Source organism: Bradyrhizobium betae, from assembly GCF_004123905.1.
GTDB lineage: Bacteria > Pseudomonadota > Alphaproteobacteria > Rhizobiales > Xanthobacteraceae > Bradyrhizobium > Bradyrhizobium betae_A.
Genome location: NZ_MZXW01000004.1, coordinates 258,768 through 273,711 on the forward strand (window position 1 = coordinate 258,768; position 14,944 = coordinate 273,711).

Annotated in this window: 9 protein-coding genes; 2 read left to right on the top strand and 7 right to left on the bottom strand. The window is 57.9% G+C overall.

Annotation, left to right across the window (positions count from 1 at the left end; all coding sequences use genetic code 11):
• Window positions 1–7: 7 nt before the first annotated feature.
• Complete coding sequence (gene fdh3B, locus B5V03_RS01355) at window positions 8–604, top strand: formate dehydrogenase FDH3 subunit beta (RefSeq protein WP_129267477.1); 597 nt, start codon at window positions 8–10, stop codon at window positions 602–604.
• Window positions 605–646: 42 nt separating this feature from the next.
• A complete protein-coding gene (locus B5V03_RS01360) occupies window positions 647–1,654 on the top strand; it encodes a formate dehydrogenase subunit gamma (RefSeq protein WP_129267478.1) in 1,008 nt (335 codons plus the stop codon).
• 39 nt (window positions 1,655–1,693) lie between these two features.
• On the opposite strand, the gene B5V03_RS01365 is transcribed toward B5V03_RS01360, so the two are convergent.
• The 7 genes from B5V03_RS01365 to B5V03_RS01400 all read right to left on the bottom strand — a co-directional run bounded on the left by B5V03_RS01365 (window position 1,694) and on the right by B5V03_RS01400 (window position 14,852).
• Complete coding sequence (locus B5V03_RS01365) at window positions 1,694–1,897, bottom strand: hypothetical protein (RefSeq protein WP_129267479.1); 204 nt, start codon at window positions 1,895–1,897, stop codon at window positions 1,694–1,696.
• Window positions 1,898–2,772: 875 nt separating this feature from the next.
• Window positions 2,773–4,368 carry a hypothetical protein gene (locus B5V03_RS01370; protein WP_129267480.1) on the bottom strand — a complete coding sequence of 532 codons (1,596 nt, stop codon included), beginning with the start codon at window positions 4,366–4,368 and terminating at the stop codon, window positions 2,773–2,775.
• A complete protein-coding gene (locus B5V03_RS01375) occupies window positions 4,253–9,256 on the bottom strand; it encodes an AAA domain-containing protein (protein ID WP_129267481.1) in 5,004 nt (1,667 codons plus the stop codon). Before B5V03_RS01375 ends, B5V03_RS01370 begins: the two co-directional genes overlap by 116 nt.
• Before the next feature lie 181 nt (window positions 9,257–9,437).
• Complete coding sequence (locus B5V03_RS01380) at window positions 9,438–11,051, bottom strand: DUF2235 domain-containing protein (protein WP_129267482.1); 1,614 nt, start codon at window positions 11,049–11,051, stop codon at window positions 9,438–9,440.
• An 828-nt stretch (window positions 11,052–11,879) separates the two neighbouring features.
• The gene (locus tag B5V03_RS01390; protein WP_129267484.1) at window positions 11,880–12,140 is read right to left on the bottom strand and encodes a pyocin activator PrtN family protein; all 261 of its coding nucleotides are present in this window, start codon (window positions 12,138–12,140) and stop codon (window positions 11,880–11,882) included.
• A gap of 269 nt (window positions 12,141–12,409) precedes the next feature.
• Window positions 12,410–13,846 carry a hypothetical protein gene (locus tag B5V03_RS01395; RefSeq protein WP_129267485.1) on the bottom strand — a complete coding sequence of 479 codons (1,437 nt, stop codon included), beginning with the start codon at window positions 13,844–13,846 and terminating at the stop codon, window positions 12,410–12,412.
• A complete protein-coding gene (locus tag B5V03_RS01400; protein ID WP_129267486.1) occupies window positions 13,806–14,852 on the bottom strand; it encodes a nucleoid-associated protein in 1,047 nt (348 codons plus the stop codon). The genes B5V03_RS01395 and B5V03_RS01400 overlap by 41 nt, the downstream gene beginning before the upstream one ends.
• Window positions 14,853–14,944 lie beyond the last annotated feature (92 nt).

The following is a 14,944-nucleotide window of genomic DNA, read 5'->3' on the forward strand; positions in this document are numbered from 1 at the left end:
AACGACGATGGCACGTATGAAATTTCTCTGCGACGCCGACCGTTGCATCGAGTGCAACGCCTGCGTGACGGCCTGCAAGAATGAGCACGAGGTCCCTTGGGGCATCAACCGGCGCCGCGTCGTCACCATCAATGACGGCAAGCCGGGCGAACGCTCCGTCTCGATGGCCTGCATGCACTGCACGGAAGCGCCCTGCGCGGCGGTGTGCCCGGTGAACTGCTTCTACACCACCGCCGACGGCGTGGTTCTGCACTCCAAGGATCTCTGCATCGGCTGCGGCTACTGCTTCTACGCCTGCCCCTTCGGCGCGCCGCAATATCCCAAGGTCGGAAACTTCGGTTCGCGCGGCAAGATGGACAAATGCACCTACTGCGCCGGCGGTCCCGAGGCCGATGGCAGCAAGGAGGAATACGAGAAGTACGGTGCAAACCGCCTCGCCGAAGGCAAGCTGCCCTTGTGCGCCGAAATGTGCTCGACCAAGTCGCTGCTTGCCGGCGACGGCGAGATCATCGCCCAGATCTACAAGGAACGTGTGTTGAAGCGCGGCTACGGCTCAGGCGCATGGGGCTGGAAGACCGCCTATCGCGAGACGATCGAGTCCTGATGCAGGTCAGGGCCACGCTGCATAGATGCCGAGGAGAAAGTGATGCCGTCACTTGGAAGGTTCATTCGAGTAACCATCCGCGCGTGGGTATTGCTTCTGCTGATCATGGCGGCACCGTCACCGTCATTGGCCCAGCAGATCAATCCGACAGCGAGCTCGGTCAACGAGCGACAGTTGCTCCAGGAGATGGACCGGATCCAGGGGCGTGTCAGCATTCCCGACCAGCGCTCCAGCGTGCTCTTGCAACCGGCCGGCCGCGAGTGGCGTGAATTCCGCAACGTCGCGCTACGCTGGATTGGCGGCGGCGCCATCCTCGGCATGCTGGCGGTTCTCCTGGTCTTCTATTTGACGCGCGGCATGGTCCGCCTGGAAAGCGGACGATCCGGTCGCACCATCGTGCGCTTCACCGTGTTTGAGCGCTTCGTGCATTGGATGACAGCTACCTGCTTCATCATCCTCGCCATCTCGGGACTGAACATTACCTTCGGGCGGCCGCTGCTATTGCCACTGATCGGCTTTGAAGCCTTCTCGGAGTGGTCGCAATGGGCGAAGTATGCCCACAACTATCTGAGCTTCCCGTTCACCATCGGCGTCATCCTGATCTTCCTGATGTGGATCGCGGGAAATATCCCTAACAAGGTCGATGTTGCCTGGATCAAGCGGGGAGGGGGCATCGTCGGCCATGATCATCCGCCGGCCTATCGCTTCAATGCCGGCCAGAAGATGATCTACTGGATCGTCGTGATCGGGGGTGGCCTCGTTGCAGCGACGGGATACGTGCTGATGTTCCCGTTCTACATCAGCGGCATCGAAGGTATGCAGATGGCCCAGATCATCCACTCCGTGGTGGCCGTACTATTCGTGGCCGCAATGATTGCGCATATTTATATCGGCACGATCGGCATGGAGGGAGCTTTCGAGGCCATGGGCTCAGGTGAGGTCGACCTCAACTGGGCGCGCGAACATCACAGCCTCTGGCTCGACGAGCAGAGTGGGCGAACCGGACCGAACGATCAACGGCCGCAACCAGCAACTGCTGCGGCCGAATGAAGGGGCGCAGCTGAAAGAGGGGCGGTCCGGTATGCTGCTCTATTGCGTCCGGTCTCTGGCAAACAGAACGGACCGGTCCTCGATCTCCTGCTCCGGCAGCGCGCTCGCCCGGCCGGTCTGCAGCTCTTGAATGTTTGGCATGCCGCTCTGTGCAGAGCGAAAAAGTGCATGCGATTTGAGCACGCTGGTGGCCGCACCGATGACGACCAGGGCTGTGACGAGCGAAAGCATAAGGCGCTTCATCCGACATCTCCATCCGGAGTGGCATCCGCCACGATGGAGTAGGCTCTAATTCATCCCGATCATGTGAGCCGCCTCACATCTTCCGAGCTTTTTTCGGTTCCACCGGTTGAACGAAGGTCGAGGATGCCTCGATGGTTTGCGTGCACGATCGAGATGAAGATAGTTCTAAATGTCGTATCCAAGCGCCTGCCCGTTTAAGAAACAATGGCCCGCCGGTCTTTTGAAATGCCGTCGTCAGCTCGGCATCAGTTGCGTCTTTGCTCTTCAGCGCCATACAAGTCGTTTCACAATCTGAAGGACGGGCATCCCATGAATCCGGAAGACGACCCGATTACGGTCGGTGATGCCCCGGCAAAAGCAAATTTTGTAGCAACGTGCTGGTCAGAACTGGCTAAATAATCGAACCATCCCTAAAAAACCCAGCGAAATCAGTATAGATACGTTGCCGTGTGTTCCCAGGACTGGACCGACAGAGATTTAAGTGGTTGAAAATAAATGTAAATTTAGTGTCGCGCCCATGATGGATTGGACCGGGACATCTCGAAAAGCGAAGTACAATCAGCTCTTAAGCGCGGTCCCGATCGGCTGTGCAGTACCAAATGCAGTACCGGTCTGGTTTGAGGCGTACGCAGGCGATTGATGTCGCAAGTTGGTGTGCATTGGGTCACTCGCGCGTAGCGCAGCGTACTGCGCCAATCTGCGAGATTGCGCTCGTGAGAGTGAACGCAACGTTCCAGGGGCTCACTCAAACGCGCCATTCGGCGACGGATGTCCTGCTGATCGCGCTGAGTTTCAGTCGACAATTGATGAAGGAGAATCGCTCCCCGCATATTGTTACGATGACGGCCGGAGATTATCCCTGAACGCTAAAGGTTCTATCTCAAGGCATGTTCAATAAATGCGTGGTGGTCGTGCAGAACTGATTTACCCGTGGCGAGCGAGAAGAACTTGATATAGTCAGACAGTATTTCCTGTGCTCGTTGAACGACGGGCGCGTCGAAACTCAACAGCCCAACTGGGACCGGGAAACTCTGCGTCGTACCGAGCGGGGCGTGAACCGTAATCGCGACAACGTGACCGGGAACAATAAATATCTCGACCGTAGGCGGCACCACCCCGTTGGCCGGCCCGGAAGCAACCAGGTCGAACGCTTCGCGAAGGTAGCGCTGCGGATCTCCGGCGACAAGCGCGATCGAACGTGGCGATGGGTTTAGGGCGCCTTCATCGTTCGTAGGTCCTAATAGCTCCTCAAGCTGTTCGAGTATCATCGGTAGAATGCGCGTCGCGCCCCATGCAGTAATTTGCGGCACCACCCAAATAGACACCGGCGGGCGCTCCTTGCGACGCTCTATCGAATGTCTAAGCGTCTCGAACAACTTGTGGGCGTTCGCGTGGGTGAAGAGCGAGCCGGCGATCGCGGCAGTATAGACTGGGGACGGAGGAGTATCCGCATGCATGTCTTCGGTCGCTTTTACAGCGCTCTTTAGGAGCATAACCGGATCTAATTCGGTGCCGCGCACGTAGTTGGCTGTGAATGCTGGCGCAATTTCCCGGAGGAGGCGGTAGCCGTCCTTGTCGGTGGGGCGGCGCGGAGTGTTCAGACCTGACAGAAATGCCGCGCAACGCTCAACGACCTCATTGCGGTCGTCCAGGTCATAGCCGGTCCTCCATTCTGAAAGATCGGGTTCGGGAAATCCGGGCTGTCGAATGCGCGATTTTACTACGACACGCACCACAGAAGAAAAGCGATTGCCTGGATCTACGTGGTCCACGGAATACAGGAAGCGCGGCTTTGACTGAGCGCTATGGAATTTCGGCGCGAACTCCAAGTAAAACTTCCGAAACGATTCTGGCACCAACTTACGGGCGCCGGCAACCCGCTGGGTATCCGCTATCTTTAGCTCTGGGAGGTTGAGTTCAAATATCCCGAGCGAATCCCATATCGCCGGGGCAAGCGATAATAGATCGAAGCCAGCGGTGACCGTTTTCTGCTCGACTTCGTAAATCTGCGGTTCGTCCGTCCCAATCCGGAACAATCCCCTTCCGATCGTCGTTAGCCAAAGCCTGCCGTTTCGCCTCGTTATGTAACCAGCTTCTTCAGCTTCGCGAATGACGTAGCTTCTCTCCCCCAGATCGAACCCAAAGAACGTGCCAAAATCCTTTTCGTCGATGCCGTCAGCGGAGTGTAGCAACCGAAGCAGAAATTCAGCAGTCATTGAGACACGACCGGCTTCGGTCACTTTATGACGCACAACGAACTGCCTGCATGGCAACAACACATCGTATACCGCGACGTCGAAGAGGGCGTCGTGTGTTTCATCTTCCCCCCGGTACTTTGGCAGCGAAAGCTTTGGCCTACTTGCGGTCATGTTTTGCCATTTTTCGCTTTTTAGAGTGGCCCGGCTTCCGTTGATGTTCGCGCCGGGACGAAATATCGCCGCCCAATCTCGCTGCGTCGAGGAGACGTGCATGGTTCGTCTGCAGTTCGCGTGCGAATGCATCCGCCACGCGATGCATTGGGCCACCGGTGGGCCATCTTGAGCGGGCGCCGACCACGATCAGCCGGTCCATGGCTCGGCTTATTGCCACGTTGATTCGATTGGGGCGAGCCATGAAGCCCTGCTTTATGGTGGCACGCCCGAACTCGACCTGACCATCGTCGTTATTTCGAACAAGCGAGAGGATAACGATAGGATTCTGCTTGCCCTGATAACTGTCGACCGTCCCCACAACGATGTTCGACCTCATTGGCTCGCTAAGACCGGCAATTCGCAACCTATGCCGTATCAGATCGCGTTGCGCCGCATACATGCAGACAATCCCAATAGTATGTGCGCGGGGGTCCTGGCGATCGAGGTAGGCTCGGAACGGGCGGTGCGCGTCCCAGAGTTTCAGAAGGGCGAGTATGGCGTCGGCCTCGACCGGGTTTATTAGGCTCGAGCCGCCGTCCGGATCTGGCTTTTGATAAGAACGCGCGCGGCCGCTGTCAGTCGCGACCCATGTGACGACCTTGCCCAAGCTCTCAGGATATGCCGACGGATCGATGATTGGCTTGGAGCGTTCGTGCGTCAGGGCTTGGGAATAGAAGGATGCCGAGACCATCCGCCCAATAGGGGCGAGCATCCGGTACTGCTGCGTTAGTTGCCTGCCGGCCTTCCGACCGTAGCCCGATAGAAACATCCGTTCGAAATCGCTGCGCATGATATCGCGCTTGGAAAGGTTGGTCGTCGCAGCTACCTCCCTAACGACTTCCGGCTTGTGCTGTGGCTCCAGTTGCGCCTGGTCGCCTACTAGAACGATCCAGCGGCCTGACTGTAGCGGCACGGCTAGTTCGCTTGCGGTACAGCGGGCGGCTTCGTCAACGACAACCAAATCGAATGGGGTCTTCGTGAGACCCAAGGAAGAGCGTCCCAACCCCACGCATGTGCCAGCAACAATTTGCCGTGTTCCCGCCAGAAAGGTCTCGAAGCTCCGCTCCCGTGTCGAGACTGATCCGCAGAAGTCCCTCGCCAATTTCGTGACCGACCCGAAACGTCCAAGCGCGTCATAATTGGTGATTGAGTGTTCCAAGGCCACATGTCGGACCATCGACTCGAGCAGATGGTTTTCTCCAAGACCGGATTCCACGTCGCGATCGGCAAGCCCGATCTTTGCTCCCATGCGCACCATCGTTTGCCGCAGCCCGCGTAGCCGATTATCTTCGCTACCTAGACCGGATCGCAAGAGCTCCTGGTATCGTTCGACGACGGGCCGAACCGTATGATTTACGAAGGTTAGTTGATCGGATGCAGCGGATGAGATTCCGAGGGTCGAGCCGATGAGTCTCATTCTGCTCTTCAAATCGGCTTCGAGCCGGTGCTTGAATGATGCCTCGACCCGGCCAGAGTGGTGCGGCAGGAGGCGTTCGGAGACCGAACCTTCCTGGCCTACGCGCACAATCGACGGCTGGCCGTCATTCGGATCGAAGAGGGCGAGAATGGCTTCCGCAGCATTATTCACGGCGTCATTGGATTGACTGGCGACCAGGACGTTCCTGGCCAGCTTCCGGGTCAAGGCAAAATGAACGAGCGCGCCTATGAATCGGGTTTTCCCCGTTCCGGGCGGCCCCTGAAGGAGCCCGACGGGTTGAACCCGCGTTAGATGTTCGAAGGCTTCGGCTTGAGTGTCATTGAGGCCGTAGAGCGACTTTATCTCATCGGCTTCGACGATCTTCGGATGCACTGACGGCGAAGACAGGCACTGCGGATCGAAGTGATCGATCAAATCCGGCACGGCACTTTGACGAGAGAGGATCCTGGTCGTGGCCGCTTCCCGGCGCGTGCGGCTCGTCGTCTCGAAGTGACTCTTAAAGCGAAGTCTGGTCTCGTCCGCGATCAACCCGTCGCGCGCATCGGGATTGCGACGGCTGGCGTCGATACTAATCAAGGAGGGGGTGGAACGCTCGATGTCGAGTAATCCAAGCTCCCGCCACGTTCCTTTACGACCGAGGCGTTCGACGAAAACCATGTCTTCGCGGTTGAAATCCAGCGTGCCTTGTTCGAGTTCAAATCTGGCTAAATGCCGCGCGCGATCGCGACGGAAGGCGCTGTCGCCAGCGGTGGTCCCTTCTATTGTCAATTCCTCTTCCGCCGTAATTAGGGCTCGCCAAAGCACCGGAACGGCGACCTCATCCACCGGATGCTCTCCTTCGACGGCTTCCGCGAGCGCGTCTTCCGCGAAGTCTCCCGATGCGTCGACTGCTTCGGCACCTTCCTCCGCCACGCCCGTCGTCGCGTCGTCGCCCTTGGTTCGTGCGTGCCAAGCCTCGCGAAACCTGGCGTCGTCGAGTACTAGGTTTGCCTCGGAAAGGTCGATGTGGGTCGATGAACGGACTTCCACGTCAAGCTCGATCCGGGCGAACTCGTGACGCGAGATGGAGGAAATCTGCTTCTGCTCCAGCGATTTTCGCCATGCGACGGTAGGACGGCCTTGGTCATTCAGGCGAATGCCGATCTCTTCGGACGCTCCCCGTATGAACAAGATAGGGGATCCTTTCGCGAACCTGAGACCGAAGACCCCTTCGTCCGAGAGCAGCGGTCCGACCTCCGCATTCTTGATCGACAGGGTCAGCTTCGGCCTTGCGACATTGGCTGATGGCGCCAGAATTGTCTCAAAGCTATCTATGAGGGGAAGTAGGGTCGCATTTTCCGGTGGACCGATCCGGCAACTTCGAATTGCCTTCTCGATATCGATGGCGCGCATGCCCTTAATGCCGCATGCGCCGAATACCTCTTCCGCAATTTTGGTAACGGCGAACCGGTCGCGACAAAAGCGATCGCCACCAGCAATTGGGGCGTATGCGTTCGAGACAATATCTCCGTCGGGTCCAGCGGAAAAGTCGATGTAGTCTATCAGCAGCGGAGCGGCTTCGCCATCGGTCGACACCAGTACGTTGGACGGCTTTAGGTCGCCGTGTGCAATACCGCTTTTGTGCAGAGTAACGACGAGCTCGGAGAGTTGCTTTAGCAGCCGGACGCTTCCGGTTTCAGACGCGAGTGCTCCCGTCTTCGCCTCAATGACTTCCGCGAGCGTCGAAACGTCGATCCAGTCGCGCAACAAGACAATGGCGTCGGGCATCCAGCAAACTTTGCGTATTGGGACGCACCCGGGAGGAGGGCTCAATCTGAGCGTCTCGGCCTTATCCAAAAAATCCAGCAGCCGCGGCAATTCTGTCTGCTGATCACCCCACGCGGCGCGCTTCCACATCTTGACCAGAACCGGTCGGCCCTCATGCTTGCTCAGCCAGATCTCGCGATTGTCGTCGACCGAAATTTCTCGCTCGCACGGCAAGTCCGAAAAGACCTGACGCTGCGTCTTCCAACTACGAAAGCTCTCGAGTCTGGCAAGCACCTCACCGGATGATGGAGATTCAGTGCAGGCCAAATTGAACGCGTCCAGCATCACGCCGGCATCGACGAAACGCTCGCCAGAATTCCACGACAGAGATTTTCCGAACCAGCCATGAAGTGCGGGGAAGGTGTTGCTCTCGTCGACTGAGCTGTCCCATGCCGGAGGATGGTCGGCGTTCTCAGTTGCCGGTGTAACGTTGAATAAAAGCTGATGCGCGACGATGCCGGCTAGAAAGCAATCCTTGGATCTGGGATCGGACGTCTGGCCAGCAACATCTTCGGGAGTCCGGGCCGCGGAGAGGAATTTGTAGCGATGCTCGCCAAGAGATTCAACGTCGGGGAAGCGCGCCGCCAACAGGTGGGAGATTCTCACCATCGATGGGGCCTCTAGCCACACGCTATGAGGGCCGAGATCGAGGTGCGCGGCACTTTGTTCGTGGATCGCCTTGACGCGTGCGAGAAACTGACGCACCAGCTCGATGCGGTTTGTTTTCGACAAATGGAGGGCTTCGCTCGCGACGAAATCCGGAAGGCGTTTCAGTCGCCTTCGTGTTTCGAATATCTCCCAATATCCCACGCTTCGTTCGACATCGTCCACTTTCGGCTGAAGGACCATCGTGCCGATGTTCGGATTTCGGTCGTTCAGGTACGCGATGACCTTGCGTTCCCGGCCGGCTATCTCGTTTCGGCCGGTCTCTGTCTGGAAGCGTCCTTCCAGCTTTGAGAAATCCCATCGACGCAGAAGCCCTTTGGCATTTCCGGCATTTTCGTCCTCGACTTCGAATTCCGCGTAAGCATCGGACGAATGCTTGAACGTCGGTTGATCCGAGACCGCGCGATAGGAACCGTAGCGGCGCTTTCCCGGCTTGAACTGTCCGCCTGCAGCATTGAAGAAGCGCTCGAAGACGGTTCGCCAGAGACTGTTGTTTCCCGTCAGAGGGATCTCTTTGTCGATGAATTGCGGTACATTGAGCCGCTTGCTCCTTAGGTTCGCATCCCGAACGAAGGAAACGAACTCGTCGAGCATGAATGCGCCATTCGTCTCGTTTCCCGCGATTTCGTCGAGCGGCGCTTTCCCGGATTGAACGACGATCCCCTGGAACAGCGGAGGCAGCAGCTTGGGCTGCGTGGAACTGTGCCTCTCTTTGGAATTGCGTAAATGCGTCTTGAATATTTCGGCAACTTTGCGGGCGTTGCCACGGATTTTCTCGACCGGAGAGATGCCCATGTCTCGATCGCCAAGGTACCAACGGCCGTCGCCACTGGTGATGCGGCCGTTCCAGTCCTTTAGATCGACCAGCAGGACGCGGTCCTCGATCACCATCACGATGTCGATCTCGCGATACTGTCCGGGACCGATTGACAGCTCTAAATTGGTGAAAGCGTACCATTCGTGGGGAAGCCCCCTTAGTTTTGCGAGGCCCGGAATCTCGCGGGCATGAACACCACGCCCCTGATTCCTAATTTCCATTTGCCTTCCCCATCGTCCCGGAGAGTGATTCTCCCCATAGTTCTTGCGGGTAAATTTCCAAAGTATCGCGGTCGATATCAATTCATCTTTCGACGCCGGATCCGTGAGGCCGCCAGCATTAGTGCCCGCGGAACCGAACACTACCCGAAGATCGGCACCTGATGGGACCGTTGGCTTCCGCTCAGGAAGGGGCGATCGTGTTTTCAGGCTGTCGAGGGTGAATCGAAATCAAATGGGTTTCTGGAGCGGGAGCCGACGCTGGCGACGTCAGATCTTCTGGATAGAGATGTTTGAAATCGTCGTGTTTGCGTAACGCCTCGGGTCTGTAAGCGCCGACATTCGCGCACTGCGTGACATCGGGCAGAGAAAACCGAGTTGTGACAGTCGGATCGACCGGCGCGTCATGCGTGATGTCGCGCACCTTCGTTTCCCAGTTCATTCCTGCGACACGGCTCTGGAGCCAATGCCATTTGGGCAGTTTCTCCGAGAGTGCCTCTAGCGTATCGCGCATGCCGGCGACTTCGCAGTGCTGCACACCGTTGGCGGCGGGAGAAATGTTGAGGGCAGGGCCTGCATCTCCCGTATCTGGCATTTTCACGCCGTCCACGAATATCGGCCCTGTCTTCAATCCGTCGGGAACCGAGATCGCCTGTTCGCACATCCAGCGCAGCGCAATGTCGGATAGGCGCGACTCCGGCTCGGGATACGATCCACCGACGTCAGAATGGTTGCCAGCAAACCAACGTTGCACGAGCCTAGCGTGACCGGGAAAGTGCGGCGCTCCTTCCTCGCCGCCACCCCAGCCCACTCGATCGAAATCCTTTCGGGTCTCGTCGATCGCGTTGGCGGCTCGTGCGAAGGCGACGTGTCTGCTTAATAGGCGATCGAAGTTCTCGCCTTTCCACATCGCCTTGTGGGACCGCGATTGACCCGGTTCGGGGTAATCCGTGATGGTCTTGGTGGTCGCCTTGTTCTGCCAATACCAAAAGACGGCGTTTGCAGCGGCCAGGATGAGGATCTGGAGCACGAAGCCCACGACCATGAATCCCGTTCCGAAGAGCCAGCTGCTTAACGCTGCGATCGCAACCGCGGGAATGAAGCCGCCGACGAATGCCGCAAGCGAGACGCCGGCGGACAATCCTGCCTGGATGAGGAGATATCGCATACCGCTGGCGCCGAGTGCTGCCACGGTGTCGAACACCCCGATGAAATAGGGAGCGGCATTGGAGTCCGATCCGTCGCCGGACCCGTATTTCACTTGGAAGCGGCGGGCGAGTTCCAAGCGCTCGTCCTCGAACTCCGCGCGCGGGTGGCCGGCGCCATGCTCAAGTACGGTATCGACGGCCTCCCAGGCGATGTCGCGTACAGCCTTGCGGAACCGCGTCACGGGACCGGCGGACGTCTTCGTTGGGATGCCGCAGAGCATCATCAGGTTGGCGAGGCTGCGGACAGTGTAGGCGCCCCGGCTGAATCCGAACAGGTAGACCCTGTCGCCGGGCTGGTAGTGGTTGATGATGAATTCGTAGCAGTCGGCGATGTTACGCTTGATGCCGGCACCCGTTACCGATCCGAGGAGTTTCTGGACAGAGCGGACGGGCGCGGTGAGGGCGGTAGTTCCGATATCCGTGCCGAGCCCCGCATCGTAGAAGACCACCTGTTGCGCCGGTTCGATTGCGGTGTCGGCGTGGTCCCGCGAAACCCGGTACATTTTGTAGATGTTGCTGATGCGCTGCTCGGGACGCGCCCCACCGTCCTGGCCGGTCCCGTCCGAGAAGACGACGATATTCTTCGGCATGATTCCCTCGCGTCAGGCGAATGGAGCAGTGCGGAACTGCTTCCGGAATTTGATCCGGACCGGGCCCGCAGCGTCGCGATAGTGGCGCTCAACGTCAAGGAACGTCATAGAACAGTGCAAGAACAGACGGCTGTTCCGGATGCTGAGAATTTGAACGATTTCATATATGTAGGGGTTTGCAAACAAGTAAGTGGCACATCTTGCGTGGCTAAATTGCCTCCATACCTCATTAAGCGCGAGCATCTGACCTTCAAGCGACGTCCAAGGATTATCAAGCTTTCGACTGTAGAATCAGGCGGATGGGAGTGCCTGCTAAGACTTTACATTTCCGGGTCGACAATGGCGACACGACGTTGATCTGCCTGGAAAACGGACGCGTGATACTGACGGACATCAACATTCGGGGGAAAGCTTTGCGTGGCGTACGGCAAAGCGACCCCCATCCGGTTTATCGCGATGACGATCGAAGGTGCACAGCCTCAGATCTACTTCCAATGTAACCCGCAGCGTCGCTGCGATTGATCACCTGTTCGGCTAAAAACCAAGTCCGGCGGTTTGCACAGGCGACCATTGCCGGATTAGACATAGCAAAGAGTGGTCGGGAGCAACCCGCAGGCTGAGGAGGATGCGGTAGTTGACCTCGCGAAGGCTCATCGCGTTCGTTGTGGCGTCCACACTATTTTGTCAGAAGATGATCATTTCGAACGGGATTCGCTGTCTACCGGACAATATGCGCGGCTTTGGCGGCACTCGTTGAAGCGCGCGGGCAGCGGGCCAATAAACTGCTTCCTGCAAAAGGAAGCCGTGTGCAAGCCTTTGCGCGCGAGTTTAGGTTGTAAGACTGATCATTTCCCTTCGTGCCGCCTCTACGCGAGCATCAAGATATTTAGCCAGGTCGGCCAGGTGAACACCCTTGGCACTTTTTTGGCTTGCTTCAATTCGGACCAGTGGAATTGCTATTTCGCCGGTCGATATCTTCTGGACGAACTTCGTTGCGTTGAGATGAAAAAAGTAATCGCGACATACATCCTCGACGGGGATGATGGGCTTGCCGCCGTATTGCGCCATCAAGAGAAAAAACGTGTTCATCAGGCATCCAAGCACGGTATGCTGCATCGGCATGTCAAACCACGAGCATCAAAGCCGCAAAGCCAAACTTGCGAAACTGTTTTTTCAGGTGAGTACGGCGGCAGGCGATCCTAGCGTAGACAAAAGCGTAGTAGACGGTCGCGGGCGACCGCCGCTTTCCAACTGAAAATCTGTTGAGCAACCGGAGCTGGCTCGCCGACGATGGGCCAGCGAGACGTTCTGATCGTCGCCGCTCGGCGCCGTCCCTTGCTGCCTGCGTCGAGCCGGGGTCAATGCTTGTCAGAAGGAGTTGATTTTGATTGTGGAAGTTGCGGCTTTTCCATAGCCGCCGGATGGTTTGTGGTCTGGTCGGCAGGCGCATGGTTCAGCGTGTGCACACCAGCCGCAATCAGAGCCGCGACCAGGAATGCGTACACCACCGTGAGAATGAGGCGGGTTTCGCGGTAGTTCTTCATGGCTTGCTCGATCGGCGCTTCGGCGATCTCTTCGCGCTCGCGCGCCGAGATATAACTGTACAAGGTTTGCATCCAGCTCTGCCGGGAAGACTGCTGGCTCTTGAAAAATGACCCGTTAATGCGCCACTGCAGAGCAAACGAGAGACCGACGAACACCGCCGCCGTGAAGTAGAAGACGGACGAAATCAGCGGGCTGGGTGGCTTGCCGGCATCGCCCAGAATCTTGAGCACGAAAGGCGCGGCTGAGACGGCGAGGTCGCGCCAAAGCGTGGCGGCGAGATCTTGCGCCCGTTGAGCAACCTTCTGGGTCTCGTCGATGACGGTCTTGCGGAGATCGGCGAGAGTCTTCAGCGTCTCACGGCTCGACGACTGGACGTGAGCCTCATACGCCGCCTTGGCGGCCTCCAGTGCCCGATCAAGGGTGGTGACGAGATCTTGCTGCGGACGGCTGGCTCTGGCCAATTCACCCGAAAACAGCAAATGACGGGCTTCGATATCCATCCCTGAAAGAAAGACCCAATTCGTGACTTCGGTCAGTCGGGGGAGGGCGCCGGGCAAAGCGGCATTGTCGGCTTCAACGCGGTATATCGGCGGACCTGCCGCCTGCAACCAGACCTGACCGTCTTCCAGCCAGGCGCGGGAGACCAGACCGCCCAGGAGCCGCCGGGCGGCAATCGCTTCCCAGGCCTGAAAGGCCAGCGAAGACGCGGCCGGGGGCGTCAATAAAATCCATGGTCCAAGATCGGTGACAACTTCGCGGTCCGGGACAAAGTCGCGGACATAGCGGGTGGGATCGATAGGGCTTAAGGGCGGCTCGGGCGGTACAGCGGATTGTGCGAGATTCCAGGGGACGACGTCCAATCCGCGCGCACGAAACGCATGCGCGGGACTGAGATCGGCAATTGCAAGCCGGGCAAGCACGCTACGTTGCGCCAGATAGGGCGCGACAGCCGATTGGAACATGAAAAAAGCATAGCCGTCGATCGCCGGCTTTCCGAGCGTAATGATAATCTCACGCTCGGAATCGAACGTCTCACCGATGACTAAATCGCCGCCGAAGGCGGCATTGTAAACCTGCAACGAGGTGAAGGGCGCAGGGACGTTATCGACGAACGCAATCCAATCCGCCTGCGCCTCGGCAGACGGCAACGCTCCGCGCAGCACCAGCGTATCGATGCGTTCGTCTACCTGGGTGCCGGTCGCAATGAGTTCACGAACGCGATCGACCAGATGTGTTGAGTTCGTAGTCATCGAGTGTGATCTGGTCCTTGATGATAATCTCGCCCTTGTCGCGATTCACCAAAACGACTGAAGATGTGAGACCTACGGGGATAGTCAGTTTGATCCCGCTGGCGGTCTCGACGCGCCGATTTTTCGGCGCCTGGATGGCGTTCTTCTGGAGAACGAACGATTCCCCGGTCATTCCCTCACGCTTCAAACCGGCTTTGAAATCTTTCACCACCGGGCTGTCATCCGGCAACGGTCCGAAAATGCTTTTCAGCCAGTTCTCCGCGTTCTCACCATCGACTGATCCGCCAGACTGGCTGGCGTCATATAGCCGTTGCGCAAGGTTCTTCATCGCTTCCGGCGGCAACATCGCCTTGTGCTTCTGCGCGACGTTGCGCGTGACATCGATAATCGTTTTTGTCAGCTCTTCTTCCGTTCGCTGCCGCCTGGCCAGCAGGAACTGCTCGAAATAGGCGGCTGGCCGCTGGGGGTTTTGGCGATCGACAACGCAGATTTCGTCGCGCTCCTTGCCAAGACGGATAAGTGCAGCCTTCTGCAGGGCGTTGCGATTCTGCACGAAGGTCCGTTCGATCTCGCCGAAGGTCGGTTTGGGCTTTCCCGAGCGGCCGCCGACCTCGTAGTCGTAGCTCAGGACTTTCTCGTCCTCGAATTTTAGCAGCGCGAACAACCGGCCGCTCGTGCAGGAGAGCACAAAGATCAGGAAGGCTCCGACTGCCGTACTGCCTCCGTGAGCCCCGTTGAAAGCGGTGGCCAGTTTCTCGCTCTCTTCCTGGAAGGTTGTCTTGTCGCGGCTGATGCGCGCGAGTTGCTTCCGAACCGGTGCGTCTTGCAGGAACTCGTACCGGTTGCCGCCGTTCACGGACTTGACGCGACCCAGAAAGAAAGGCGCGTGCCGCCCCGCATCGAAGGCCGTCAGAAGCTGAAAATACTCTTCGCCGGGGCCAACAATGTGGAAAACGCTCTGCTCGATCCGCAGGCTTTCCAGGTCAGTATCGCTGAGAAATGACATCCATCCACCATAGAACATAAGAAGAACAGATTCAACTGCGCCTTATTTTTTTCCCAATTTGGCCTCTTTCTATTGAAAATTGAAGCTTATTT